At 60.5% G+C, this 24,443-nt stretch carries 25 protein-coding genes; 9 read left to right on the top strand and 16 right to left on the bottom strand.

The genetic code is table 11. From position 1 onward, the window contains the following. Positions 1-54: 54 nt before the first annotated feature. Positions 55-1,560 carry a glycerol kinase GlpK gene (gene glpK / locus J3P84_RS21380; RefSeq protein ID WP_305496365.1) on the bottom strand — a complete coding sequence of 502 codons (1,506 nt, stop codon included), beginning with the start codon at positions 1,558-1,560 and terminating at the stop codon, positions 55-57. A gap of 76 nt (positions 1,561-1,636) precedes the next feature. Beyond that, the gene (locus J3P84_RS21375; RefSeq protein WP_434625705.1) at positions 1,637-2,488 is read right to left on the bottom strand and encodes an MIP/aquaporin family protein; all 852 of its coding nucleotides are present in this window, start codon (positions 2,486-2,488) and stop codon (positions 1,637-1,639) included. A gap of 323 nt (positions 2,489-2,811) precedes the next feature. Here J3P84_RS21375 and ybaK point away from each other — a divergent pair, with 323 nt between their 5' ends. Together ybaK and J3P84_RS21365 are read left to right on the top strand one after the other, a co-directional pair. Beyond that, a complete protein-coding gene (gene ybaK, locus J3P84_RS21370; RefSeq protein WP_305496364.1) occupies positions 2,812-3,282 on the top strand; it encodes a Cys-tRNA(Pro) deacylase in 471 nt (156 codons plus the stop codon). 186 nt (positions 3,283-3,468) lie between these two features. Further along, entirely contained in the window at positions 3,469-4,251 is a 783-nt protein-coding gene (locus J3P84_RS21365) for a PhzF family phenazine biosynthesis protein (protein ID WP_434625702.1), read from the top strand. A 138-nt stretch (positions 4,252-4,389) separates the two neighbouring features. Here J3P84_RS21365 and J3P84_RS21360 read toward each other — a convergent pair whose 3' ends face one another. Together J3P84_RS21360 and argF are read right to left on the bottom strand one after the other, a co-directional pair. Next, entirely contained in the window at positions 4,390-5,499 is a 1,110-nt protein-coding gene (locus J3P84_RS21360; RefSeq protein ID WP_434569605.1) for an ABC transporter ATP-binding protein, read from the bottom strand. Continuing rightward, entirely contained in the window at positions 5,496-6,416 is a 921-nt protein-coding gene (gene argF, locus J3P84_RS21355; RefSeq protein WP_305496361.1) for an ornithine carbamoyltransferase, read from the bottom strand. Before argF ends, J3P84_RS21360 begins: the two co-directional genes overlap by 4 nt. A 403-nt stretch (positions 6,417-6,819) precedes the next feature. On the opposite strand from argF, the gene J3P84_RS21350 reads away from it, so the two are divergent. The 3 genes from J3P84_RS21350 to grxD all read left to right on the top strand — a co-directional run bounded on the left by J3P84_RS21350 (position 6,820) and on the right by grxD (position 9,780). Further along, entirely contained in the window at positions 6,820-7,107 is a 288-nt protein-coding gene (locus J3P84_RS21350) for a hypothetical protein (RefSeq protein WP_434625700.1), read from the top strand. A 123-nt stretch (positions 7,108-7,230) separates the two neighbouring features. After that, positions 7,231-9,339 carry a molybdopterin oxidoreductase family protein gene (locus tag J3P84_RS21345; RefSeq protein WP_434625698.1) on the top strand — a complete coding sequence of 703 codons (2,109 nt, stop codon included), beginning with the start codon at positions 7,231-7,233 and terminating at the stop codon, positions 9,337-9,339. A gap of 99 nt (positions 9,340-9,438) precedes the next feature. Continuing rightward, the gene (grxD, locus tag J3P84_RS21340; RefSeq protein ID WP_018614171.1) at positions 9,439-9,780 is read left to right on the top strand and encodes a Grx4 family monothiol glutaredoxin; all 342 of its coding nucleotides are present in this window, start codon (positions 9,439-9,441) and stop codon (positions 9,778-9,780) included. Positions 9,781-9,975: 195 nt separating this feature from the next. On the opposite strand, the gene bfr is transcribed toward grxD, so the two are convergent. Both bfr and J3P84_RS21330 read right to left on the bottom strand, forming a co-directional pair. Beyond that, positions 9,976-10,449, bottom strand: a complete 474-nt coding sequence (gene bfr, locus J3P84_RS21335) for a bacterioferritin (protein WP_186635709.1) — start codon at positions 10,447-10,449, stop codon at positions 9,976-9,978. Positions 10,450-10,648: 199 nt separating this feature from the next. Next, complete coding sequence (locus J3P84_RS21330) at positions 10,649-10,867, bottom strand: bacterioferritin-associated ferredoxin (RefSeq protein ID WP_003178704.1); 219 nt, start codon at positions 10,865-10,867, stop codon at positions 10,649-10,651. Between the two features lie 304 nt (positions 10,868-11,171). Here J3P84_RS21330 and J3P84_RS21325 point away from each other — a divergent pair, with 304 nt between their 5' ends. Beyond that, complete coding sequence (locus J3P84_RS21325) at positions 11,172-11,774, top strand: peroxiredoxin (RefSeq protein WP_434569603.1); 603 nt, start codon at positions 11,172-11,174, stop codon at positions 11,772-11,774. A 210-nt stretch (positions 11,775-11,984) separates the two neighbouring features. On the opposite strand, the gene rnt is transcribed toward J3P84_RS21325, so the two are convergent. Further along, entirely contained in the window at positions 11,985-12,662 is a 678-nt protein-coding gene (rnt, locus tag J3P84_RS21320; protein WP_039591753.1) for a ribonuclease T, read from the bottom strand. Next, on the bottom strand, positions 12,659-13,705 hold the full coding sequence (gene pyrC, locus J3P84_RS21315) for a dihydroorotase (RefSeq protein WP_434625695.1): 1,047 nt from the start codon (positions 13,703-13,705) through the stop codon (positions 12,659-12,661). The genes rnt and pyrC overlap by 4 nt, the downstream gene beginning before the upstream one ends. A gap of 193 nt (positions 13,706-13,898) precedes the next feature. Here pyrC and J3P84_RS21310 point away from each other — a divergent pair, with 193 nt between their 5' ends. The 3 genes from J3P84_RS21310 to J3P84_RS21300 all read left to right on the top strand — a co-directional run bounded on the left by J3P84_RS21310 (position 13,899) and on the right by J3P84_RS21300 (position 17,388). Continuing rightward, positions 13,899-14,906 carry a flagellar protein MotY gene (locus J3P84_RS21310; RefSeq protein WP_434625693.1) on the top strand — a complete coding sequence of 336 codons (1,008 nt, stop codon included), beginning with the start codon at positions 13,899-13,901 and terminating at the stop codon, positions 14,904-14,906. Between the two features lie 128 nt (positions 14,907-15,034). After that, complete coding sequence (locus J3P84_RS21305; protein WP_003204943.1) at positions 15,035-16,252, top strand: argininosuccinate synthase; 1,218 nt, start codon at positions 15,035-15,037, stop codon at positions 16,250-16,252. Between the two features lie 509 nt (positions 16,253-16,761). After that, positions 16,762-17,388 (top strand): response regulator transcription factor, encoded by a 627-nt coding sequence (locus J3P84_RS21300; protein ID WP_305496355.1) that lies wholly within the window; start codon positions 16,762-16,764, stop codon positions 17,386-17,388. A 54-nt stretch (positions 17,389-17,442) separates the two neighbouring features. On the opposite strand, the gene J3P84_RS21295 is transcribed toward J3P84_RS21300, so the two are convergent. From J3P84_RS21295 to metG, 8 genes are all read right to left on the bottom strand, one after another. Further along, positions 17,443-17,625: a PA3496 family putative envelope integrity protein gene (locus J3P84_RS21295; RefSeq protein ID WP_135846865.1), complete on the bottom strand. Its 183-nt coding sequence runs from the start codon at positions 17,623-17,625 to the stop codon at positions 17,443-17,445. Positions 17,626-17,732: 107 nt separating this feature from the next. Beyond that, positions 17,733-18,371, bottom strand: coding sequence for an endonuclease III (gene nth / locus J3P84_RS21290; RefSeq protein WP_305496354.1), 639 nt, complete (start codon positions 18,369-18,371; stop codon positions 17,733-17,735). After that, positions 18,368-18,895: an Rnf-Nqr domain containing protein gene (locus J3P84_RS21285; RefSeq protein ID WP_434625690.1), complete on the bottom strand. Its 528-nt coding sequence runs from the start codon at positions 18,893-18,895 to the stop codon at positions 18,368-18,370. The genes nth and J3P84_RS21285 overlap by 4 nt, the downstream gene beginning before the upstream one ends. Further along, complete coding sequence (locus J3P84_RS21280) at positions 18,888-19,499, bottom strand: RnfABCDGE type electron transport complex subunit G (RefSeq protein ID WP_434625688.1); 612 nt, start codon at positions 19,497-19,499, stop codon at positions 18,888-18,890. The genes J3P84_RS21285 and J3P84_RS21280 overlap by 8 nt, the downstream gene beginning before the upstream one ends. Beyond that, on the bottom strand, positions 19,496-20,482 hold the full coding sequence (locus tag J3P84_RS21275; protein WP_434625686.1) for an RnfABCDGE type electron transport complex subunit D: 987 nt from the start codon (positions 20,480-20,482) through the stop codon (positions 19,496-19,498). Before J3P84_RS21275 ends, J3P84_RS21280 begins: the two co-directional genes overlap by 4 nt. Further along, positions 20,469-21,473 (bottom strand): electron transport complex subunit RsxB, encoded by a 1,005-nt coding sequence (gene rsxB / locus J3P84_RS21270; RefSeq protein ID WP_434625684.1) that lies wholly within the window; start codon positions 21,471-21,473, stop codon positions 20,469-20,471. Before rsxB ends, J3P84_RS21275 begins: the two co-directional genes overlap by 14 nt. Next, positions 21,470-22,042 (bottom strand): Rnf-Nqr domain containing protein, encoded by a 573-nt coding sequence (locus J3P84_RS21265; RefSeq protein WP_434625682.1) that lies wholly within the window; start codon positions 22,040-22,042, stop codon positions 21,470-21,472. Before J3P84_RS21265 ends, rsxB begins: the two co-directional genes overlap by 4 nt. Positions 22,043-22,170: 128 nt before the next feature. After that, a complete protein-coding gene (gene metG / locus J3P84_RS21260) occupies positions 22,171-24,216 on the bottom strand; it encodes a methionine--tRNA ligase (protein WP_434625680.1) in 2,046 nt (681 codons plus the stop codon). Positions 24,217-24,443 lie beyond the last annotated feature (227 nt).

Raw genomic sequence — 24,443 nt, 5'->3', positions numbered from 1 at the left:
CGCAGGAATCCTTTCCCGACCAGTTTCAGATCCTCATCATCCTCGGCTCAGCTGTCATTCAGCGTCTTCGTGGGGCTCCCAATCGCGCGTGCGGCTGACGGCTTTTTTCCATCCTGCGTAGAGTTTTTCCTTGGCTTGCTCATCCAGCTGCGGTTCGAACTCGCGTTCGATGACCGCTTTGCCACGCAACTCTTCCAGGCTGCCCCAGAAACCGCATGCCAGGCCAGCCAGGTATGCCGCGCCGAGGGCGGTGGTTTCGCGCATTTTCGGGCGTTCGACCTGCGTGCCAAGAATGTCGGCCTGAAATTGCATGAGGAAATTGTTGGCCACGGCGCCACCGTCCACGCGCAAGGACTTGAGGCGTTCGCCGGCATCCTGTTGCATGGCGTCGAGTACGTCGCGGGTCTGGTAGGCGATGGATTCCAGCGCGGCCCGGATGATGTGATCGACACGCACGCCACGGGTCAGGCCGAACAGCGCGCCACGGGCGTAGGGGTCCCAGTACGGTGCGCCGAGGCCGGTGAAGGCTGGCACCAGGTAAACGCCGTTGCTGTCCTTGACCTTGTTGGCGAAGTATTCGGTGTCGAGGGCGTCGTTGATGATTTTCAGTTCATCGCGCAGCCACTGGACGGTAGAGCCACCGTTGAACACGGCGCCTTCCAGGGCGTAGGCCACTTCGCCGCGAGGACCGCAGGCGATGGTGGTCAGCATGCCGTGGTTGGATTTGACGGCTTTGTTACCGGTGTTCATCAGCAGGAAGCAGCCGGTGCCATAGGTATTTTTCGCCTGGCCCGGTTCCACGCACATCTGGCCGAAGAGGGCGGCCTGCTGGTCGCCGGCGATGCCGCCAATAGCGATGCCGCTTTTGGTCCGGCCGTAGATTTCCGAGGATGATTTGACTTCCGGCAGCATCTCGCGAGGGATGTTGAGGATGTCGAGCATCTTCGCGTCCCACTCCAGCGTGTGGATGTTGAAGAGCATGGTGCGAGAGGCGTTGGTGTAGTCGGTGACGTGGACCTTGCCGCCGGTAAATTTCCAGATCAACCAGCTGTCCACGGTGCCGAACAGCAATTCACCGTTGCGCGCGCGCTCGCGGCTGCCTTCGACGTTGTCGAGGATCCACTTGAGCTTGGTGCCGGAAAAGTAGGGGTCGGTCACCAGGCCAGTGGCTTCACTGATGTACTGCTCGTGGCCATCGCGCTTGAGTTGCTGGCAGATTTCGGTGCTGCGTCGACATTGCCAGACTACCGCGTTGTAAATGGGGCGGCCGGTGGACTTGTCCCAGACCACGGTGGTTTCGCGCTGGTTGGTGATGCCGATTGCGGCGACCTGGTCGTGATGCAAACCCGCTTGAGCCAAGGCTTCCACCATCACCGCGCTTTGCGTGGCAAAGATTTCCATGGGGTCATGCTCGACCCAGCCCGGTTGCGGATAGTGCTGGACGAATTCCCGTTGGGCGGTGCAGACCACGTTGGCGTCACGGTCGAAAATAATGGCGCGTGAGCTGGTCGTACCCTGGTCGAGGGCAATGATGTAGTTTTTGTTCTCTGAGTCAGTCATGTCGATTGCCTTGGGACGTGTGTTTGGGATGAAGCCATGGCGCATGCTTGAAGGGCAGTGGCATGCGCCCATTGTTTCAGGAAGTTCTTGGCTTGCCGTCAATGGCCGGTTCTGCATCCTTTGTAGCAACCTTGGCACCCGGCAGGTGTCGGGCAATCAATCCGCGATACGCGGCAGCGCCCAGGCACGCACCCACTATCGGCGCGAAAATCGGAACCAGGAAGTAAGGGATGTCACGCCCGCCCGTGAGGGAAATTTCACCCCAGCCAGCGAAGAAAGTCATCAATTTTGGACCGAAGTCCCGCGCCGGGTTCATCGCGAAGCCTGTCAGCGGTCCCATCGAGCTGCCGATCACGGCGATTAGAAGACCGATCAGCAGCGGCGCGAGCGCACCACGAGGCAGGCCATTGTTGTCGTCGGTCAGGGACATGATCACGCCCATCAGGATTGCAGTGATGATCACCTCCACCAGAAAGGCTTGGCCGGTGGAGAGCGCCGGGTGCGGGTAGGTGGAGAATACCGAAGCCAGTTCGAGGCTGGCTTGGGTGCCACGAATCATCTGTCGGGACTGTTCGAAATCGAAGAAAAGATTGCTGTACAGCGTGTAGACCAAGAGCGCGCCACAGAATGCCCCCGCCACCTGGCAGACAATATAGAACGGCAGTTTGCGTTTTTCGAAATCGGTAAAAATACACAGGGCGATGCTGACGGCGGGGTTGAGGTGGGCGCCGGAAATACCCGCGCTGAGGTAGATGGCCATGCTGACGCCGACACCCCAGATGATGCTGATTTCCCACAACCCGAAACTCGCGCCCGCGACCTTGAGCGCCGCGACGCAACCGGTACCGAAAAAAATCAGCAGGGCGGTGCCGAGGAATTCGGCCAGGCATTGGCTGGAAAGGGTGGGCTGTTGTAAAGCGGTAGTCATGCAAACCTCGGTGTTTTTGTTCTTGTCTGGTGCCTTCGATAAACCTTGAAGACACGTTCTTCGCCGAGACCAGGATCCCCATCCAGGTCTCGGGTGCTGCTTGAGACAGGTAAATCTACTTTCAGTTTCGAAAAAATATAGACAAGAAACGCTGGTGTCAAAGGTCGAAAGTGAACCATCGGTCACATTTGGATTATTCGTCACGTGAATGTCTCGCTGTGCACCCTTCAGGGAGATCATCCCAGTAGGCTCACGACGCCTTTTCATTGCCGATGGCTTAGAATCCGCGCCACTCTTTTGCTTTTTCCTGGTCAGGAGCCGTCATGACCCCCGCATTGGACCTGCTTAAAAAAGTGCGCGCCGAACATCGCATCCACAGTTACGAACATGACCCGAAGGCTGCCTCCTATGGGCTGGAGGCGGCTGAAAAACTCGGTCTGGATCCGGCGCAGGTGTTCAAGACCCTGTTGGCGGCCAGCGAAAAAGGCGAATTGCTGGTGGCCGTGGTGCCGGTGGCCGGGAGCCTGGATCTGAAAGGCCTGGCTCATGCGGCTGGGGTGAAAAAAGTCGAGATGGCCGATCCGGCCGCGGCGCAGCGTTCGACCGGCTATTTGCTCGGCGGGATCAGCCCGCTGGGTCAGAAAAAGCGTCTTCGCACGTTTATCGACAATTCTGCGCAGCCGCTGGCCAGCATGTTCGTCAGCGCGGGGAGGCGCGGGCTGGAAGTGGAACTGGCGCCTGCGGTACTGGCGGAGCATACCGGAGCGATCTTTGCTGATATCGGGCGTGCCTGAGTCTGTTGGTGGCCGCTGCGCGCCCAAGCGGGAGCAAGCTCCCTCGCCACAATGATTTGAATCTTCAAGATCGATCGGGCGTCAGATTTCATGTGCGCTGTAGGGTGAAAATTCTGCTGATCTGTCACTGGCTAAACGATGTCCGGGCAGCTCATGCTCGCGCATCAATAAAAAAGGAGAAGTGCCATGCAGCTCGCGTTTCATCAAGTCGATGCGTTCAGTGACCGGCCGTTTGGCGGTAACCCGGCGATGGTCTATCGGCTCGATGCCTGGCTTGCCGATGAACTGATGCAGAAAATTGCCGCCGAACACAACCTGGCCGAGACCGCTTTTCTGGTACGTGAGAACCAGCGTTGGCACATTCGCTGGTTCACGCCCACCACCGAAGTGCCGCTGTGTGGGCACGCGACGTTAGCCAGCGCTCATGTGCTGTTCGAGGTTTACCGCGAACCGGCCGAGCGACTCGACTTCATCTGCAGGTCCGGAGCGTTGAGTGTCTCTCGTGAAGGCGATCGGTTGTGGTTGGATTTCCCGGCCATCGTGCCGACTGAGTTGGGCGCCTCCCTGGCGGTCCAGAGCGCCTTGGGTGTCGAGGCGGTGGATGTGCTCAGTTGCAACGAATTGTTCGTGGTGCTGGAGTCGGAGCAGGCAGTGCTCGATTGCAAGCCGGACATGGCGGCCCTGGCGAAGCTGCCGTGGCCGGGCGCGATCGTTACCGCACCGGGAAGCAAGCACGATTTTGTCTCGCGCTATTTTGCCCCGGCGATCGGCATCAACGAGGATCCGGTAACCGGATCGACTCATTGCAGCTTGATTCCATACTGGTCCAAACGCCTGAACAAACATGGCCTGACGGCCTATCAATGCTCGGCGAGGGGCGGGGCATTGTTTTGCCGATTGGAAGGTGAGCGGGTGAAGATTGGCGGGGATGCGACGTTGGTGGCTAGCGGTACGCTGACGCTGGGGTGAATCTGCACTCAAGCCAATGGATCAAATGTGGGAGCGAGCCTGCTCGCGATAGCGGTAGCTCAGCTTGCGCCGTCGCTGGATGTGCCTACGCCATCGCGAGCAGGCTCGCTCCCACAGAGGTTTGCATTCCTTCAGCTATTAGCTGGCGGTGCCATACCGCCGCACACCACTTTCCCCGATCGGCAGATGCGCCGCCGTGCTGCCCGACGCCTGGAACAGCACCAGGTGCTCAGCCGCCACGCGTATACCGACCGTAGCCCCGACCTGATGGTCGGCATGGCTTGGAAAAATCGACTCCAGTTGTGCGCCGGTCGGCAGTTGCAGGCGATACAAGGTTGAAGCACCGAGGAACGTCTTGCCAACGATAGTCGCCGTGAGCGGACTGTCCGGCGCGTGGACGATGTCGTCCGGGCGCAGCAGGACGTCTACGGCACTGCCGATGGGCCAGGTGTACGCCCGGTTGCCGCGTAGCATGCCCAGTTCGGTCTGCACCGATTCCGGGCTGTCGAGCTGACCGCGGATGAAGTAACCCTGGCCGATGAAACTGGCGACATAGGGCGTCAGAGGTTCGTGATACAGGTTGTAGGGCGTATCCCACTGTTCCAGGCGACCCTCTCTGAACACGCCAACATGGTCACTCACCGCAAAGGCTTCTTCCTGGTCATGGGTGACCAGGATTGCGCTGGTGCCGCGGGCCTTGAGAATGTCCCGCACCTCATGGCTGAGCTTGCGTCGCAGCTCGCCGTCGAGGTTGGAGAACGGCTCGTCGAGTAACAGCAGTTGGGGTTCCGGTGCCAGTGCGCGGGCCAGCGCCACGCGCTGTTGCTGGCCTCCCGACAGCTCGTGGGGAAAACGCTTGCCCAGGCTTTTCAGGTTGACCAGCTCCAACAGTTCTTCGACCACGCGATCCTTGTCCGGATGTTTGCGGATGCCGAACGCGATATTTTCGGCGACGCTCAAATGCGGGAACAGCGCGTAGTCCTGGAACACCATGCCGATGCGGCGTTTTTCCGGGGCGAGGGTAAACCCCGCGCGGGAAATGGTTTCCCCAGCCAACTGGATCTCGCCTTCATGCACCGGTTCGAAACCGGCGATGGCCCGCAGGGTGGTGGTCTTGCCACACCCGGACGAGCCGAGCAGGCAACCGATGTCACCAGCATTGAGGTGCAGGTTGAGGTTCTGGACGACCCGCTGGTCCTGATAACCGCAGGCCAGATTGTGCAGATTCAATAACAATGGAGCACTCATGCGTGGTGGTACGCCGGCTCGACGAGGAATTCAAGCAGGGCCTTCTGTGCATGGAGACGGTTTTCTGCCTGGTCCCACGCCACCGAGCGGGGATCGTCGAGCAGGTCGAGGCTGATTTCTTCGCCACGGTGGGCTGGCAGGCAATGCATGAACAGCACCTCGGCATCCGCCAGGTCGAGCAGTGCCCGATTGACCTGGAAGGGCGCAAACAACTCCAGGCGCTTGGCGGTTTCTTCTTCCTGGCCCATGGACGTCCAGACGTCGGTGCTCACCAGGTGCGCGCCGGCGACGGCCTGTTTCGGATCGCGCAGGATTGTCACCCGGTCGCCGGCCCTGGCGACGAATTGCGGGTTGGGTTCGTAGCCTTCAGGGCAGGCGATGCGCAACTGGAAGTCGAACTGGATCGCCGCTTCTATATAGCTGTTGCACATGTTGTTGCCATCGCCGATCCAGGCCACGGTCTTGCCCTGGATCGGGCCGCGATGTTCGAGGAAGGTCTGCATGTCGGCGAGCAACTGGCACGGGTGCAGATCGTCGGACAGGCCATTGATCACCGGCACGCGCGAATGCGCCGCGAACTGGGTCAGCGTGCTATGGGCAAAGGTCCGGATCATCACCGCATCGAGCATGCTCGACATGACGATGGCGCAATCGCCAATGGGTTCGCCACGGCCCAGCTGGGTGTCACGGGGCGACAGGAAAATCGCCTGGCCGCCGAGCTGGATCATGCCGGCTTCGAAAGAAATGCGCGTGCGCGTGGAAGATTTCTCGAAGATCATCCCCAGCACACGGTTTTTCAAGGGCTCGAACAGTACGCCGCGCTTACGCAGGTCCTTGAGCTCCACGCCTCGACGGATCACGCCGAGCAACTCTTCGGGCGTGAAATCCATCAGGGAGAGAAAGTGCCTTGCGCTCATGATTGACTACCTTTTTGTAACTGACCGCAGATGCTCAAAGCCTTGTTTAATGGAAAAACGGGCGAGACCTGCGGCAAAAGCCGCACGGGGCGACGAAATTAGGGGAAGGCGCGATATTGACATTAAATGTCGCGTCTTACCAATAGGGCTACGGTTTTAGGGGATTTCAACGAGGTCATGGCAGGACTGCGATGACATGTTTGAAGCCGGTTTCCTGACAGCAGCGACCCCATTTGTACACTGGCGCTGCGGCGCTTGGCAAACAAGCCGGACGGGCGCCGGAGGACAAACGACGTTTTATTGGCCAGCGTGCAATTGATTTCGTGTGTCTGTCATCGGATGTGAGATTTCTTAATGCAAGGGCCTGGGTTATAAATGAACCCTTAGACGCAGGAGCCCCGAAATGGATTCGAAAGAGCAACAACTGATGGAACTGCTGGGGCTGACGGCACGCTCCCTGACGCACCTGACCGCTTCGGTGACCTCCATGTCATTCGAATTGTTGCGCAGCGAAGACGAAGTGACCAAGGCTGCCGGCCGCCGCATGATCGACCGCATGGCTACCATCAGCAGCGGCCTCGACGAACATTGGCGATTGATCGGCGAGTTGACCGGAGTGCCCATCGCTCAGGAAGAAGTGGAAACCGTCGAGGAAATCCAGCTGCTGGCGCCGCCTCCCGAGCACCCCTGAAATCGGTTGGCCTGATGCCCGGCGATTCACAGGACGAACGTCGCTGGCGCGGTGGAGGATCCCGCGCCATAGTTTTGTTCCCGCGGCCGAAAGTGCCCGCTACGAATAAAACAGAGACTGGCCATGACCAAGACTCTTCATCACCGTGCGTGCCATCTATGTGAGGCCATCTGTGGCCTGACGCTCGAAACCACCGAAACTGAAGGCCAAGGCCTGGCGATCACCTCGATCAAGGGCGATCCGCTGGACAGTTTCAGCCGTGGGCACATCTGTCCCAAGGCCGTCGCCCTGCAAGATATCCAGAATGACCCGGACCGGCTGCGCCAACCCATGCAGCGAGTCGGCGGCGAGTGGCAGCCGATTGCCTGGGATGACGCTTTCGCCCTGGTCGCCGAACGCCTGGCGGCAATCCAGGAGCGCCACGGCCAGAACGCGGTGGGCGTCTACCAGGGCAACCCCAGCGTGCATAACTATGGGTTGATGACCCACAGCAACTATTTCCTCGGCCTGCTGAAGACACGCAGTCGCTTCTCGGCGACGTCGGTGGACCAACTGCCCCATCACCTGACCAGTCACCTGATGTACGGTCACGGCCTGCTGCTGCCGATACCGGACATCGACCATACCGATTTCATGCTGATCCTGGGCGGTAATCCCCTGGCTTCCAACGGCAGCATCATGACCGTGCCGGACGTCGAGAAGCGCCTCAAGGCGATCCAGGCCCGTGGCGGCAAAGTCGTGGTCGTCGATCCACGGCGCAGCGAAACGGCGGCGATTGCCGACCAGCATGTTTTCGTGCGTCCCGGTGGCGATGCCGCGCTGCTGTTTGGCCTGCTCAATACGCTGTTCAGCGAAGGCCTGAGCCGCGACAGCCATTTGCCCGTGGACGGCCTCGAAGAGGTGCGCCAGGCCGTGGCAGGATTTACCGCCGAGGTGATGAGCCCCCTCTGTGCGGTGCCGGCGCCGCAGATCCGGCAGTTGGCCCGCGACTTTGCCGCTGCGCCCTCAGCGGTCTGCTACGGCAGAATGGGCGTGTCCACCCAGGCGTTCGGCACGTTATGCCACTGGCTGATCCAAGTGATCAATCTGGTCACCGGCAACCTCGATCGGGTGGGCGGTGCATTGTGCACCGAGCCGGCGGTGGACCTGGTGGCGACCACTTCGGGTGGTCATTTCAACCGTTGGCAGAGCCGGGTGTCCGGACGTCCCGAATACGCCGGCGAGCTGCCCGTGTCGACCTTGGCCGAAGAAATGCTGACCGAGGGCGACGGGCAGATTCGTGCGCTGGTCACTGTGGCCGGCAACCCGGTGCTATCCACGCCCAATGGGCGGCAGCTCGAACAGGCGCTGGATGGGCTGGAGTTCATGGTCAGCATCGATTTGTACATCAACGAGACCACGCGTTATGCCGATCTGATCCTGCCATCGACCTCGGCTTTGGAAAACGATCACTACGACACTACGTTCAACCTGTTCGCGGTGCGTAACGTCAGCCGTTTCAATCGGGCGATCCTGCCCAAGCCCGAAGGGGCGCTGCACGATTGGGAGATTTTTGTCGGCCTGGCCAAGGCCTTCGCCGCGCGGACTGGCAAGGAGCTCAAGGCGACCATGCCGCCCGCGCAAATGATTGATTTTGGCCTGCGCGCGGGAAGGTATGGGGATGCCTCGCCACACAAATTGTCGCTGGCGACGCTGTTCGATCATCCCCACGGCATCGACCTCGGTGCGCTCAAGCCCAATCTGACGACGCGCTTGAAAACTGAAAATGGCCGCGTGCAGGCCGCGCCGGCGGTGATCCTCGCGGATCTGGCGCGCTTTGCCGCGCTGCGAGCGCCGGCATCGGACGAGCTGCTGATGATTGGCCGTCGGCATGTGCGCAGCAACAATTCCTGGATGCATAACTTTCATCGGCTGGTGAAGGGCAAGCCGCGCCACCAGTTGCTGATGCATCCTGAAGACCTCGCCAGTCGCGGTTTAGTCGATGGCCAGCGCGTGCAGGTCAGTTCACGGGTAGGCGTGATCGAAGTGGAGGTGCAAGGCAGCCTGGACATGATGAAAGGCGTGGTCAGCCTTCCCCATGGCTGGGGCCACGCCCGACCAGGCGTGCAGATGACCATCGCCAGCAGCCAGCCTGGTTCCAGCGCCAACGACCTGACCGATGAATGTCAGCTCGATGAGTTGTCCGGCAATGCGGCGCTTAATGGGGTTCCGGTGAAAGTGGCGGCTGCGTAGAATTGTCCTTGGGCCGGACCGAGCAGGGTGCTCGGCTTTCCGTTACAATGCGCCACCGTGTCGACATCTGTAGTCGCAAAGTTCAAGCCGAGGTGCTCCGTGGATATCATCGAAACGATCAAAGACCAGATTGCCAACAACACTATCCTGCTTTACATGAAAGGCTCGCCGAATGCCCCTCAGTGCGGCTTCTCGGCCAAGGCTGCTCAGGCGGTGATGGCGTGTGGCGAGAAGTTCGCTTACGTGGACATCCTGCAGAACCCGGAAATCCGCGCCAATCTTCCCAAGTACGCCAACTGGCCAACCTTTCCACAGTTGTGGGTTGGCGGTGAACTGATCGGCGGCAGCGACATCATGACCGAGATGGCCGCTGATGGCTCTCTGCAGGCCACCATCAAGGCAGCTGTGGAAGCAGCGGCGGCGAACAAGACCGAAGCCTGATTCACCCCAAACCAATGTGGGAGCGAGCCTGCTCGCGATGAGGGCGTGTCAGTCAATTTGATGGTGACTGACACACCGCTATCGCGAGCAGGCTCGCTCCCACAAGGAATCTAGGTGAGCCTGGAATCCAGGCAATAAAAAGCCCCGCCTCTCGAAAGAGGGCGGGGCTTTTTTGTGGCTCGCTGTCGGGGAAGCTTATTCTTCGCCCATCTGCGACTGCAGGTAGTTCTCCAGACCGATCTTGTCGATCAGGCCCAACTGGGTTTCCAGCCAGTCGATGTGCTCTTCTTCGGACTCGAGGATATCCTCGAGCAACTCGCGACTGCCGAAGTCACCGACGGTTTCGCAATGGGCGATGGCTGCTTTCAGGTCGGCGTGGCCGGTGCGTTCGATGCGCAGGTCGCATTCGAGCATTTCCCTGGTGTGTTCGCCGATGTGCAGCTTGCCAAGGTCCTGGACGTTCGGCAGGCCTTCGAGGAACAGGATGCGCTTGATCAGCTTGTCCGCGTGTTTCATCTCGTCGATGGATTCGTGGTACTCGTGCTTGCCCAGCTTGTTCAGGCCCCAATCCTCATACATGCGCGCATGCAGGAAGTATTGATTGATCGCGACCAGCTCATTGGCGAGGATCTTGTTGAGATGCTGGATGACTGTAATGTCGCCTTTCATGGTGAGGGCCTGCCCTGTAATAGCTGTGTATACGGCAGAGTTTGAGCCGCGCAATTACCAGTGTCAAACCTAAGTTATTGAATAATAAATGAAAATTAATCGGAATAAGAATGTTTGTGTTCCGCGTCTGGAGGCTAAGCACTTGATTTACCGGCATAAAAAAACCGGACATTGAGTCCGGTTCTTCAAAAAGCTGGATTTATGCGGCAGTAAATTCTACCGGATAAGGGATCGAGGCCTGGGCAGTCTGCACTTTGGCGAGGGTTTCACGCACCACTTCCTTGGCAAGGCAGGCACATTTACCGCATTGGCTGGCTACGCCGGTGGCCTGGCGGACTTCCCGATAACTGCAGCAACCTTCATAGATCGCTTCGCGGATCTGTCCGTCGGTGACGCCAGTGCAGAGGCATACATACATAAGTGAGAACCGTCGCTGGTTGTGACTCAATTGAGACGGATCTTAATGTTAACGAGAATGATTGTCAAAGTGGTTTCTGATAGTCCCTGGCTTGAGATGCCTCGGTCTGACGAACGGTTTTTTCCCGGTGGGCCATGCGACGTCGCGGATTTCCGAGATCCCCGAAAAACCGTTGAGGACAGTCCAAACGCGCGGTGTATGATGGTCGGTCCTTGCAAAGCGGGTTCGTGTCACAGGGCTGTCGCCTGAGGGTGGCAGGCTGGCGCGGACCCGGTTTTCACGTTACTACACCAGGAGATATCCAATGAGCGTACTCGTAGGCAAACAAGCCCCTGACTTCACCGTTCCAGCCGTCCTCGGCAACGGCGAAATCGTCGACAGCTTCACCCTGTCCTCGGCCATCAAAGGCAAATACGGCCTGGTGTTCTTCTACCCGCTGGACTTCACTTTCGTCTGCCCGTCCGAGCTGATCGCACTGGATCACCGCATGGACGACTTCAAGGCGCGCAACGTTGAAGTGGTCGCGGTTTCGATCGACTCGCACTTCACCCACAACGCCTGGCGCAACACCCCGATCAACAACGGCGGGATCGGCCCGGTGAAGTACACCATGGCCGCTGACATGAAGCACGAAATCGCCAAGGCCTACGACGTTGAGTCCGAAGGCGGCGTGGCCTTCCGTGGCGCGTTCCTGATCGACGACAAAGGCGTGGTCCGTTCGCAGATCATCAACGACCTGCCGCTGGGCCGTAACATGGAAGAGCTGATCCGTCTGGTCGACGCTCTGCAATTCCACGAAGAGCACGGCGAAGTCTGCCCGGCCAACTGGAAAAAAGGCGACAAGGGCATGACCGCATCGCCTGAAGGCGTAGCGGCTTACCTGGGCGAACACAGCGACAAGCTGTAAGCGCACTCAGGCATAAAAAAACCGGCCCTTGATGGGCCGGTTTTTTTATGGGCGGGTTATAAGCTGCAACGCAGGACTTTTTGCACTGAACACCGTGGCGAGGGAGCTTGCTCCCGCTCGACTGCGCAGCGGTCGCAGGCTTTGGGGCCGCTACGCAGCCCAGCGGGAGCAAGCTCCCTCGCCACTAGAGCACTGGAGTCAGCGCCGATATCAGTCGTCGAAATCCTGCCAGCCGCCCATTTCCTTCCAGCGATTGACGATGCCGCAGAACAGCTCGGCAGTCTTCTCGGTGTCATAGCGGGCCGAGTGGGCTTCGCGGCCGTCGAAATCGATGTCGGCGGCCTGGCAGGCCTTGGCCAATACGGTCTGGCCGTACGCCAGGCCGGCCAGGGTCGCCGTATCGAAGCTGGAAAACGGGTGGAATGGGTTGCGCTTCATGTCCAGTCGCGCAACGGCGGCGTTAAGGAAGCCCAGGTCGAAGCTGCTGTTGTGACCGACCAGGATCGCGCGCTTGCAACCGTTGGCCTTCAGGGCCTTGCGCACGCCACGGAAGATGTCGGTCAGTGCCGTTTCCTCGCTGACCGCCATGCGCAGCGGGTGGTCGAGCTTGATCCCGGTGAATTCCAGCGCGGCTGCTTCGATGTTGGCGCCTTCGAACGGTTCAACGCGGAAGAAATAAGTGTGGTCCGGGAACACAAAGCCTTTTTCGTCCATGCCGATGGTCGTCGCGGCGATTTCCAGCAACGCATCGGTGGCCGAGTTGAAACCGCCGGTTTCTACGTCGACCACGACCGGCAGGTAACCCCGGAAACGGGCTGCCATGGGGTGGCGAGCGCCGCCGGAACCACCGTTGCCGTCCAGTTCGTCGTCGAAATGATCTTCACTCACGCGTTTTCCTCCAGCAGGCGCCAGCGCAGTTTTTCACCGGCGCGCAGCGGGATGACAGTCTGTTCGCCAAACGGCAGGCTGGCGGGGGCAGTCCACTCGTCGCGGACCAGGGTAATGCTATCGGTGTTCACCGGCAGGCCATAGAAACGCGGGCCGTGCAGGCTGGCAAAACCTTCGAGCTTGTCCAGCGCGTTGCGCTGCTCGAACGCTTCGGCGTACATCTCGATGGCGGCATAGGCGGTGTAGCAACCGGCGCAACCGCAGGCGGCTTCCTTGGCATGGCGGGCATGGGGCGCCGAGTCCGTGCCGAGGAAAAACTTCGCGCTGCCGCTGGTGGCGGCGTCGAGCAAGGCTTCCTGGTGGGTGTTGCGCTTGAGGATCGGCAAGCAATAGAAGTGCGGCCGGATCCCGCCCACCAGCATGTGGTTGCGGTTGTAAAGCAGGTGATGCGCGGTAATGGTCGCGCCGACGTTGGCCGGGGCCTCGTTGACGAACTGCACGGCATCGCCGGTGGTGATGTGTTCGAACACCACCTTGAGCGTCGGGAAACGCTCCACGACGCGGCGCATGTGCTCGTCGATGAAAATTTTCTCGCGGTCGAACACGTCGACATCGCCCCGGGTGACTTCGCCATGGATCAGCAACGGCATCCCGACTTCGGCCATCGCTTCAAGCGCCGGGAAGATCTTGTCGATGCTGGTGACGCCGGAGTCCGAATTGGTGGTGGCGCCGGCCGGGTACAACTTGGCCGCGTGGACGAAGCCACTGGCCTTGGCCTCGCGAATTTCCTCGGGCTGGGTGCGGTCGGTGAGGTAAAGCACCATCAGCGGTTCGAAGCGGCTGCCGGCCGGGCGTGCGGCCAGGATGCGCTGGCGATAGCCATCGGCCTCGACGGCGTTGCGGACAGGCGGAACCAGGTTAGGCATGATGATTGCGCGCGCGAAGGTGCGCGCGACATCGGCGACGGTATGGGTCAACACAGCACCATCGCGAAGATGAATATGCCAGTCGTCGGGACGCAGCAGGGTCAGGCGGTCGGACATTGAGGGGCTTCCAGGCGGGTCAAACTCTGGGGGAATGCTACCGGAAAAGACCGATGCGGGCACCCGCTATCAAGTTTTGCCACAAGTTACCGATAGCCCCTTCAGGTGTGCCACGAATCCGTGCGGTGTCTCGTACAGGCGTCATGCCCGATGTTTTTCGATTTCCGTAAGTAAAAAGCCAGTGGAGCCTCCCGTGCGCCAGCGTTATCTAGCCTTGCTCAGTGTGTTTGCCAGCCTTCCTGCGATGGCGCTCACTTTCCAGACTCGTCTGGAGAGCATCGAGTGGACGGTCGAAGGCGACAAGTTCGAGTGCCGGCTGAGCCAGCCGATCGCCGATTTTGGTAGCGGCGAGTTCGTCCGCCGGGCGGGCGAGCAGGCCACGTTCCGACTCAAGGCCTACAACCCGGTGCTGGGTGGCGGTTCCGCGACGCTGCTGGCGGCCGCTGCGCCGTGGCAACCGGGGCGGGGCGACATCAACCTGGGGTCGGTCAGGATCGGCAGCGGCGACGTGTTGTTCAACAGCTCCCAAGTCCAGGCGGGACGCCTGATCAGTGGGTTGATGGAAGGGCGCAGCCCCGTGGTCCGGCGTAATACCGAGGATGGCCGGGTGTCGGAAGTTCGCCTGTTGCCTGTGCGCTTCAACAAGGCCTTCAGCGACTACCAGGGCTGTGTGGCGAAACTGTTGCCGAAGAATTTCGAGCAGATCAAGCAGACCCAGATCGGCTTTCCCGGCGAGGGGGTTGAGCTCGACGCCCAGGCCAAGGCTCAATTGCAGGTCATGCTCGACTTCATCAAGGCTGACCCGAGCGTCAACCATGTCGAACTCGATGGGCATTCCGACAACAGCGGCAACCGCTTGACCAATCGTGAGCTGTCGCGCCGCCGTGCGCTGGCGGTCATGGATTTCTTCAAGGCCAATGGCTTCCAGGAATCGCAGTTCACTGTGCGTTTCCACGGTGAGCGTTATCCGCTCGTGCCTAATAACAACGCCGCCCATCGCGCCAAGAACCGGCGTGTGGTGGTGCAACTGGATCGAGTGGCGGCCACTCAGGCGCCAGCGGCCCAGCCCACCACGCCAACCCCGCCATCAACGCCAGCTGTACCTGCGGCGACGCCCGCTGCGGCACCCGGCAAGGCTCCGGCGCCGGTCGCCCCCACCAAGGTCGTGGCCCCCGCAGCGGCAACTGCTCGAACTTCCTGAAGCCATTCTGATCGTCGCGCCATCGACATAATCTGTCGCTTCGTCGTCATAAGCTGTCGCGCCTCTGTAAATTATCCGCGCTGGACGTTAGACTTCCCGGCTTTCCGTACAACCCGTGGAGTGATGGCATGGCGGACGTAAACAAGGTCGTTCTGGCGTATTCCGGCGGCCTGGACACTTCGGTGATCCTCAAGTGGCTGCAGGACACTTATAACTGTGAAGTGGTGACGTTCACCGCTGACCTGGGGCAGGGCGAAGAAGTTGAGCCTGCCCGCGCCAAGGCTCAGGCCATGGGCGTCAAGGAGATCTACATCGATGACCTGCGCGAAGAATTCGTCCGCGACTTCGTGTTTCCGATGTTCCGCGCCAACACTGTTTACGAAGGCGAATACCTGCTGGGTACCTCAATCGCCCGTCCGCTGATCGCCAAGCGCCTGATCGAAATCGCCAACGAAACCGGCGCCGACGCCATTTCCCACGGTGCTACCGGCAAGGGCAACGACCAGGTACGTTTCGAGCTGGGCGCCTATGCCCTCAAGCCGGGCGTCAAAGTCATCGCCCCGTGGCGCGAGTGGGACCTGCTGTCCCGTGAAAAACTGATGGACTACGCCGAGAAGCATGCGATCCCGATCGAGCGTCACGGCAAGAAAAAATCCCCGTATTCGATGGATGCCAACCTGCTGCACATCTCCTACGAAGGCGGCGTGCTGGAAGACACCTGGACCGAGCACGAAGAAGACATGTGGCGTTGGACCGTCTCCCCGGAGAAGGCTCCCGATACCCCGCAATACCTTGAGCTGACCTATCGCAACGGCGATATCGTTGCCCTCGACGGCGTTGAAATGAGCCCGGCCACCGTCCTCGCGACGCTGAACCGTATCGGCGGCGAACACGGCATCGGTCGCCTGGACATCGTTGAAAACCGCTATGTCGGCATGAAATCCCGTGGCTGCTACGAAACCCCCGGCGGCACCATCATGCTGCGTGCTCACCGGGCGATCGAGTCGATCACCCTGGACCGCGAAGTGGCTCACCTGAAAGACGAGTTGATGCCCAAGTACGCCAGCCTGATCTACACCGGCTACTGGTGGAGCCCGGAGCGTCTGATGCTGCAACAGATGATCGATGCTTCCCAGGCCCACGTGAACGGCGTCGTGCGCCTGAAGCTGTACAAGGGCAACGTGATCGTGACCGGGCGCAAGTCCGACGAGTCGCTATTCGATGCAAACATCGCGACCTTCGAAGAAGACGGTGGCGCCTACAACCAGGCCGACGCGGCCGGCTTCATCAAGCTCAACGCCCTGCGCATGCGCATCGCGGCGAACAAGGGTCGCAAGCTGTTCTGACCCGGCTGCTCAAAAAAAGGCCTGCCCTGCGCAGGCCTTTTTTTTGCGCATTGTCTCGTCCTGAATAATGTATTGCCGGGGAATATCATTGATCGCTTTTGCTGGTTTATAACAAAAGTTGAATTGAGTAAGCCCAAATAGAATTCGGAAATAACGTTATTGAACTGCGTTCTCTTCGATGGAAGTTTTTTCTGGAGGAGGCAAGCGTTTGTGCATGAATAAATCAATTACTTTGTGTGAGAAAAGTCCCACGTCTAATAACCGGTCAGGTGTGTTTTTTGCCGAAACCGAGCTGTTCTCGGGGAGCTGTGGCGCGTCAGAATCACTCCATCGCTGCGACGGAAAAAATCATGGCGCGTTATTTCACGGATTATTTGTAGGATTTTTCTGCATTGCTTGTAAGTTATGTCTTTCGGTGCGAACGGCTTGCTACAGCGGCATCCCACGGGTGAAATGACTACGCTATTGTGCGTGCTCTAAAAATTCGAACAGCTAAGTTGGATTTGCCCATGAATAAAGTGCTGATCGTGGATGATCACCCCGTCATTCGTCTTGCTGTACGTTTGTTAATGGAGCGCCATGGATATGAAGTCATCGCGGAAACAGACAATGGCGTCGATGCGTTACAGCTGGCGCGCGATAAAATGCCCGACATCGTTGTTCTCGATATCGGGATCCCGAAGTTGGACGGACTGGAGGTTATCGCGCGCCTGACCACCAATCCTTCGCCGCTCAAAGTGCTGGTGCTCACCTCTCAGTCGCCAGGGCATTTCTCGATGCGATGCATGCAGATGGGAGCGGCCGGTTATGTGTGCAAGCAACAGGACCTGACCGAGTTGTTGAGTGCAATAAAAGCGGTGCTCTCGGGCTACAGTTATTTTCCCAACCAGGCGTTGCATACCGTGCGTTCGAGCCTGGGCAACGCCAGCGAGTCGGATATGGTCGATCGTTTGTCCGGACGAGAGATGATGGTCCTGCAGCAGCTGGCCCGTGGGAGGACCAACAAGGAGATTGCCGACGGGATGTTCCTGAGCAACAAGACAGTGAGTACCTACAAGACCCGACTGTTGTTGAAGCTCAATGCCCGCTCACTGGTCGACCTGATCGAGCTGGCACAGCGTAACGGATTGGTGTGAGTCCACAGCCCCAGGTGCTCGGTAAAAGGCCTCCGACAGGGAGGCTTTTACGAGTCAGAGGTCAAAATCATAGTCGGCCAATTGTTTCTGCAAGCGACGCTCTTCCAGCAGGTTATCGATGGTGCGACGTTTGCTCAGGTTGGTTTTCGCCACTTCCACGACCACAGGTTCCGCATCGTCAGCCTCGACGGCGATGAAATCGTCTTCTACATCCAGTTGTTCTTTGCCAGCGCTCATGGGTTCGACTCCAGGCTAAGACTGCCATTGGCGCTCCTTATAGCGATAAACCTGCGGCGGGTAAAAAAGATTTTTTCAATCGCTCGATCAACGAAAGCAATAGCGCGTCAATCGTCAGATGTCTTGTGCTTGTATTCGCACAGGTCTTCGATTCGGCAGCTGCCGCAACGGGGCTTTCTCGCCAGGCAGACGTAACGCCCATGGAGGATGAGCCAGTGGTGGGAATCCAGGAGATATTCCTTGGGGACAAATTTCATCAGTTTCTTTTCCACTTCCACGACATTTTTGCCCGGAGCAATGCCGGTACGGTTGCTGACGCGGAAAATGTGCGTGTCGACTGCCATCGTCAGCTGACGAAACGCGGTGTTGAGCACCACGTTGGCGGTCTTGCGGCCGACGCCTGGAAGGGCTTCCAGCTCTTCGCGGGTCTGCGGGATCTCGCCGCCATGACGCTCCATCAGCAGGCGGCAGGTCTCGATGACGTTCTTGGCCTTGCTGTTGAACAGCCCGATGGTCTTGATGTATTCCGACAGCCCTTCGACCCCCAAGGCGTGGATCGCTTGCGGCGTATTGGCCACGGGAAACAGCTTGGCGGTGGCCTTGTTGACGCCGACGTCGGTGGATTGGGCCGACAGAATTACCGCGATCAGCAGCTCGAAGGGTGAGGAATAGGCCAGTTCGGTTTTTGGCTCCGGGTTGTCTTCATGAAAGCGACGGAATATTTCCAGGCGTTTTGCGGCGTTCATGGGCGCGGCGTTTCCTCTAGGGGTGGATGGGGTTTGCTGGCCGTCCAGGCCTGGTGGGCCGCCAGCAGCAGGCCGAGCAGGATGAACCCGCCGGGAGCGAGCAGGGCCAGTGGGACGCCATTGCCGACCAATTCGCGCAGGGCGCTCAGAATGGCCATCAGGAGGCCAGACTGGCCCGCCAGCCTGAGGCGGTCAGCTACCCGGGATTCGTCCACTGGCGCTTGATCCAGCGCTACGCAGCTCAAGGCGATCCAGCCGAGGTAAAGGCCTGACGATACATACCACTCCGGCAGCCAGGCCTGCGCGACCAGGCTTGCGCAAGCACTCAAGGCTGCGGCCAGCAGGATACCTGCAACCAGCCGCTGATAAGTCGTGCAGCGTGGCCCGGCCAGCGTCATGGCCCAGCCATGGCCGAAGCTGATCAAAACCCAGGCCAGCCACACCCCCAGTGCATTCGTCAGCGAGCTGCTTGCACCCACCAAGGGCACGAGCAGCAGGCCACGGCTCAATACCGGCTTATTCATTGACACTCGCTCCGGTCAGGTGGGCCTGGTGCTCATCGAAATAACGCAGCGCATCGTGGATCGCCTGGAGCACCGCGCGCGAGGTCACCGTCGCGCCGGCCAATTGATCGAACTGGCCCTGGTCCTTTTTCAAGGCCCAGCCGTCATCGGTCGGCGCCTGGCGCGACTTTCCGGTGAATGTCTGCAGCCAGGTATTCGGCCAGTCGGCGATTACCGCGCCCAGGCCGGGTGTTTCCGACTGGCGCAGGGTTTTAACGCCAAGCAGGCGGCCGCTGGGATCAATGGCGATCATCAATTCGATGCTGCCCTCATAGCCCAACGCCTGGCTGCGCAACAGCACCGCGCTGGGCTGGCCGTTGCGGGTCGCCAGGTAACCGCCCAGCAACCGGCTGTGGCTCAACTCAACCGGGTTCGTCATGACCGGTTGCGCCAACGGCTGGTTGTCATAACGCTCGGAGGGCAATACCTCGAGCAAGGTCCTGCCGGCCAAGGCTTGCCGTTGGGCTTCGATGCGTCCGGCCAGATTGACCTGCATGAGGTACGTGGCGCCGATGCCGAGGCCGGCCAGGACGATCAGGATCAGCACGCCGCCGGGTCTTTTCATGTCAGCGCTCGCCTTTGTCGTGCCTCGGCGAGACGATCCAGCGCAGGCACACCGAGGTTCATCAGCAGCACGGCAAACGCGATGCCGTCCGGGTAGCCGCCCCAGGTACGAATCAGGTAGACCAGCGCGCCCACGCCGGTCCCGAACAACAGTCGGGCGAGCGGGGCCTTGGCGCCTGACACCGGTTCGGTGACGATGAAAAATGCGCCCAGCATGGTTGCCCCGGTCAACAGATGAAACAGCGGCGAGCCATGGGAGTCCGAGCCCGAGCCGTTCCAGCACAGCAGGCTCAAGGTGAACAGGCTGGCAAGCATGCTCACCGGCGCGTGCCAACTGAACACGCGCTGTTGCAGCAGGAACAGGCCACCGGCGAGGAAGGCCAGGTTGACCCACTCGACACCGCGCCCACCCCAACGACCGAACGCAGGATTGCTGGCGAACAGTTCGTCGACGGTCAGGCTTGTATTGATTCGCAGACTGTCCAGGGCCGTGGCGCCGGCCCAGCCGTCGGGCGCCTGGGCAATGCCGGCGACTTGTCGCAGACCTTCGAGAAAGTCCATGTCATGGGGCACGGGCCATTGGCTCAGGTGCTGGGGAAACGCCACCAGCACCAGGGCATACCCGAGCATCGCCGGATTGAAGGGATTGCTGCCGAGCCCGCCCCATAAGTGCTTGCCGAACAGCAAGGCGCAGGCAGCGGCCGTGACGGTCAGCCACCATGGGCAATACGCCGGCAAGGCCATGGCCAGCAGCGCGGCGCTGACCAGTGCGCTGCCGTCGCTCAGGCCGGGCTTGAGAGGGCGTCGTCGCAGACGCAACGCCAGCGCCTCGACAGCCAGCGCGGCGAGGGCCGACAACAGCAGGTTCAGCGCCACGCCCCAGCCATAAAACCAGACCATCGCCAGCACGCCGGGCAGCATCGCCAGCAGCACCCGTCGCATCGCTTGCCGCAGCCGCTCGTCCACCGGATCAGGGCGTAGCATGGGCGTCCACCTGCCGTTGGGCGTCTTCCACCGCTTGTTCCAGTGCTTGTAGCTGTTCTGCGGAAGCCGCGGCAGCGCGGGCCTTGCCGAGTTCGGCGCGACGCATCGCCAGCTGGATCTTGGCCAGCTTCAATTCAGCACTCTGCGACGGTGCCGGGGCGGCGGGCGCCGCGCTGCCTTCCAGTCTGGCCAGGGCCTGCTCTGCCGCTTCGAATTGGCGTTGCAGCACGATCAATTGTGATTGTTGTTCGAAGGTCGGTGGATGGCCAAACGCTTTCAAGGATTTATTCAGCTGTGCCCGGCTCATGGCCAGGTCGACCTTGGCTTTTTTCAGGGCGGCGTCGGCGCTGGCGGCTTTTTGCGCGCGCACTCGTTCCAGCGCAGCCTGCACCGGATCAAGTGGCTGGGCCTGGGCTGGTTGAGCGTTGCGCTGGGTTCGGGCCAGGCGCTCGGCCTGGCGCTGCTCTTCTTCGCGGCGCAGGCGCGCATTGCGCAGCTCGAAGCGGCGGCGGGCGTGATTGCGCTTGGCGGTCCGCGCCTGCTGTTCTTCGATGCTGGAGGCCAGGCCACCGACAACCGGCGTTACGGTTGCCATCGGCAGTGGGCGCATCTCGATGCAATCCACCGGACAAGGCGCCACGCAGAGGTCGCAGCCGGTGCACTCATCGATGATGACGGTGTGCATCAGCTTGGCCGCGCCAACAATCGCGTCCACCGGGCACGCCTGGATGCACTTGGTGCAACCGATGCATTCGGCTTCGCGAATGTATGCGATCTGCGCCGGGGCCGAGCCACGGCTGGCGTCCAGTTCGAGTACCGGCACGGTCATCAGCTCGGCCAGGGCCGCGATGGTTTCGCGTCCGCCGGGGGGGCATTTGTTGATCGGTTCACCCTGGGCGATGCCTTCGGCGTAAGGCTTGCAGCCGGGATGGCCGCACTTGCCGCATTGGGTTTGCGGCAGCAGGGCGTCGATACGTTGAATCAGGTTCATGTCTTGACCAACCCGCGCAATCCGAGAAATGCCACCGCCATCAATCCGACGCTGATCAACTGGATTGGCAGGCCCCGAAAAGGCAAGGGGATATCGTTATTCTGGACTCGCTGGCGCAAGTCGTCGAACAGGCTTAAGACCAGCCAGAAACCCAGCCCGGCGCCCAGGCTGAAGGCCATGGCCTGGCCCAGGCCCTGGTCGTTCCGGCTGTTGAGCAGCGTGACGCCCAGTACGCCGGCATTGCCGAGCAGCAGCGGCCACAAGCCATCGAACGGCTGCGACGGCAGCCAATGCGTCAGCAGGCGCAGCAACGGGCTGATCAGCAGCACGCTCAGGGGCAGCCATACGAACAACCGTAGCGATGTCAGCTGCGCCGGAACCAGGAGCCAGCGGTCGAGCAGATAACCGAGGGTCCCGACAACCAGCATCAGGCAGGCTGTCGCCAGGCCCAGTGCATGTACCCGGCTCCGCTCCCTGACTGCCAGCAGCGGATCGACGCCCAGCGGCCAATGCAACACGAGGTTGTTGATCAGGGCAGCGCTGAACAGCGAGAGAAGAATGTCAGTCATGGGCATGGGGCAACAGGGAGCCGGTTGAAAGATCAGGCATTATCCGGCACGCCGCGAGGGCGGGCCAGATATGAAAATCCCACAGCCGCTCGACAGCGACTGTGGGATCGGTGCAGCACGCAGTTGCGTTATTTGATCCGCTGACCCGGCTTGGCGCCGCTGTCGGGGCTCAGCAGGTAGATTTCTTCGCCGCCAGGACCGGCCGCCATGACCATGCCTTCGGATATGCCGAAGCGCATTTTGCGTGGCTTGAGGTTGGCGATCATCATCGTCAGCCGGCCCTCGAGCTTGGCCGGATCCGGGTAGGCGCTCTTGATCCCGGAGAACACGTTGCGCTGTTCATCGCCGATGTCCAGGGTCAGGCGCAACAGTTTGTCGGCGCCTTCCACGGCTTCAGCCTTGACGATCAGCGCCACGCGCAGGTCGATGGCGGCGAAGGCATCGAAATCGATTTCCGGCGACAGCGGGTCCTTGGTCAGCTCGCCGTTGCCAGCAGGGGCACCGGTGTCGGTCTGGCTGGCGGCGAGGTCTTCCTTGGACGCGTCGATCATGGCCTGGACCTTGGCCGGGTCGATGCGGGTCATCAACGGTTTGAACGCGTTCAGTTGATGGTTGCTCAGCAGCGTCTGGTGATCGTTCCAGGTCAGCGGCGCAACGTTCAGGAACGCTTCGGCATCGGCGGCCAGCAATGGCAGCACCGGCTTGAGGAAGATCACCAGTTGGCGGAACAGGTTGATGCCCAAGGCGCAGATCGCCTGGACTTCTTCCTGCTTGCCTTCCTGCTTGGCCAGCGACCATGGGGCCTTGTCGGCGATCCAGGCGTTGGCGCGGTCGGCCAGGGCCATGATTTCACGCATGGCGCGGGCAAAGTCGCGGCTCTCGTAGGCCTCGGCGATGCTTGGCGCGGCAGCCAGGAACGCGTCGGTGAGTTCCGGCGCGGCGTTACCCGCCACCAGCACGCCGGCGTTGCCCTTGTGGATGAACCCGGCGCAACGGCTGGCGATGTTGACGACCTTGCCCACCAGGTCGGAGTTGACCTTCTGCACGAAGTCCTCGAGGTTCAGGTCGAGGTCGTCGACGCCACGGCCGAGCTTGGCCGCGTAGTAGTAGCGCAAGTATTCAGGCGACAGGTGATCCAGGTACGTCCGCGCCTTGATGAAGGTGCCGCGGGACTTGGACATCTTCTGGCCGTTGACGGTCAGGTAGCCGTGGACGTTGATGCCGGTCGGCTTGCGGAAACCGGCGCCTTCGAGCATGGCGGGCCAGAACAGCGCGTGGAAGTTGACGATGTCCTTGCCGATGAAGTGATACACCTCGGCCGTGGAGTCCTTGGCCCAGAACGCGTCGAAGTCCAGCTCCGGGGTACGATCGCAAAGGTTCTTGAAGCTCGCCATATAGCCGATGGGCGCGTCCAGCCATACATAGAAGTATTTGCCGGGCTCGCCAGGAATTTCGAAGCCGAAATACGGCGCATCGCGGGAGATGTCCCATTCCTGCAAACCGGAGTCGAGCCATTCGGCGAGCTTGTTGGCCACCGCGTCGTGCAGCGTGCCGCTGCGGGTCCAGGTCTGCAGCATTTCCTGGAAGTCCGGCAGCTTGAAGAAGAAGTGCTGGGAATCCCTGAGTACCGGCGTCGCGCCGGAAATCGCCGATTTCGGGTCTTTCAGGTCGGTCGGTGCGTAGGTGGCGCCGCATTTTTCGCAGTTGTCGCCGTACTGGTCTTCGGTGCCGCATTTCGGGCAGGTGCCCTTGATGAAGCGGTCGGCCAGGAACATTTTCTTTTCCGGGTCGAAATATTGGGTGACCAAACGGGTGGCGATATGCCCGGCGTCACGCAGCTTCAGGTAGATCTGGCTCGACAGCTCACGGTTTTCTTCGGCGTGAGTGGAGTGGAAGTTGTCGAAGTCCACCAGGAACTCGGCAAAGTCGGCGCTGTGTTCAGCCTGGACATTGGCGATCAGTTGTTCCGGGGTGATGCCTTCCTTTTCCGCGCGCAACATGATGGCCGAACCGTGGGCGTCGTCGGCGCAGACGTAGATGCACTGGTTGCCGCGATGTTTCTGAAAGCGCGTCCACATATCGGTCTGGATGTATTCCAGCATATGGCCAAGGTGAATCGAACCATTGGCATAGGGCAGGGCGCTGGTGACGAGAATCTTGCGTGGCTCGGACATGGGGCTCGGCTACTTGATGAAACGGAGGTCGGCCACTATAAAGCGCCGGGAAATATATTTCACCCCGCGGGCCTGTTTCCCGCCGAATCCGTGGCGAGGGAGCTTGCTCCCGCTGGGGGGCGAAGCCGCCCCAAAAATGGTTCTACGCCCTGGCTGGTCGACAGCGTCGGCTTCATTGCGACTGCTGCGCAGCCGAGCGGGAGCAAGCTCCCTCGCCACAAGAGCGT

Source organism: Pseudomonas sp. Z1-29 (assembly GCF_051131995.1).
Lineage (GTDB): Bacteria > Pseudomonadota > Gammaproteobacteria > Pseudomonadales > Pseudomonadaceae > Aquipseudomonas.
Note: the sequence above shows the minus strand (reverse complement) of the source record. Positions and strands in the feature narration are given on the sequence as shown.

Coding starts and splice junctions, on each gene's coding strand:
- glpK (WP_305496365.1), bottom strand. CDS start 1,560: ATGACTGACTCAGAGAACAAAAACTACATCATTGCCCTCGACCAGGGT.
- J3P84_RS21345 (WP_434625698.1), top strand. CDS start 7,231: ATGACCAAGACTCTTCATCACCGTGCGTGCCATCTATGTGAGGCCATC.
- metG (WP_434625680.1), bottom strand. CDS start 24,216: ATGTCCGAGCCACGCAAGATTCTCGTCACCAGCGCCCTGCCCTATGCC.
- J3P84_RS21325 (WP_434569603.1), top strand. CDS start 11,172: ATGAGCGTACTCGTAGGCAAACAAGCCCCTGACTTCACCGTTCCAGCC.
- J3P84_RS21375 (WP_434625705.1), bottom strand. CDS start 2,488: ATGACTACCGCTTTACAACAGCCCACCCTTTCCAGCCAATGCCTGGCC.
- J3P84_RS21330 (WP_003178704.1), bottom strand. CDS start 10,867: ATGTATGTATGCCTCTGCACTGGCGTCACCGACGGACAGATCCGCGAA.
- J3P84_RS21360 (WP_434569605.1), bottom strand. CDS start 5,499: ATGAGTGCTCCATTGTTATTGAATCTGCACAATCTGGCCTGCGGTTAT.
- bfr (WP_186635709.1), bottom strand. CDS start 10,449: ATGAAAGGCGACATTACAGTCATCCAGCATCTCAACAAGATCCTCGCC.
- rsxB (WP_434625684.1), bottom strand. CDS start 21,473: ATGAACCTGATTCAACGTATCGACGCCCTGCTGCCGCAAACCCAATGC.
- J3P84_RS21300 (WP_305496355.1), top strand. CDS start 16,762: ATGAATAAAGTGCTGATCGTGGATGATCACCCCGTCATTCGTCTTGCT.
- nth (WP_305496354.1), bottom strand. CDS start 18,371: ATGAACGCCGCAAAACGCCTGGAAATATTCCGTCGCTTTCATGAAGAC.
- J3P84_RS21295 (WP_135846865.1), bottom strand. CDS start 17,625: ATGAGCGCTGGCAAAGAACAACTGGATGTAGAAGACGATTTCATCGCC.
- argF (WP_305496361.1), bottom strand. CDS start 6,416: ATGAGCGCAAGGCACTTTCTCTCCCTGATGGATTTCACGCCCGAAGAG.
- J3P84_RS21280 (WP_434625688.1), bottom strand. CDS start 19,499: ATGAAAAGACCCGGCGGCGTGCTGATCCTGATCGTCCTGGCCGGCCTC.
- ybaK (WP_305496364.1), top strand. CDS start 2,812: ATGACCCCCGCATTGGACCTGCTTAAAAAAGTGCGCGCCGAACATCGC.
- J3P84_RS21275 (WP_434625686.1), bottom strand. CDS start 20,482: ATGCTACGCCCTGATCCGGTGGACGAGCGGCTGCGGCAAGCGATGCGA.
- J3P84_RS21350 (WP_434625700.1), top strand. CDS start 6,820: ATGGATTCGAAAGAGCAACAACTGATGGAACTGCTGGGGCTGACGGCA.
- J3P84_RS21305 (WP_003204943.1), top strand. CDS start 15,035: ATGGCGGACGTAAACAAGGTCGTTCTGGCGTATTCCGGCGGCCTGGAC.
- pyrC (WP_434625695.1), bottom strand. CDS start 13,705: ATGTCCGACCGCCTGACCCTGCTGCGTCCCGACGACTGGCATATTCAT.
- J3P84_RS21365 (WP_434625702.1), top strand. CDS start 3,469: ATGCAGCTCGCGTTTCATCAAGTCGATGCGTTCAGTGACCGGCCGTTT.
- J3P84_RS21265 (WP_434625682.1), bottom strand. CDS start 22,042: ATGACTGACATTCTTCTCTCGCTGTTCAGCGCTGCCCTGATCAACAAC.
- J3P84_RS21285 (WP_434625690.1), bottom strand. CDS start 18,895: ATGAATAAGCCGGTATTGAGCCGTGGCCTGCTGCTCGTGCCCTTGGTG.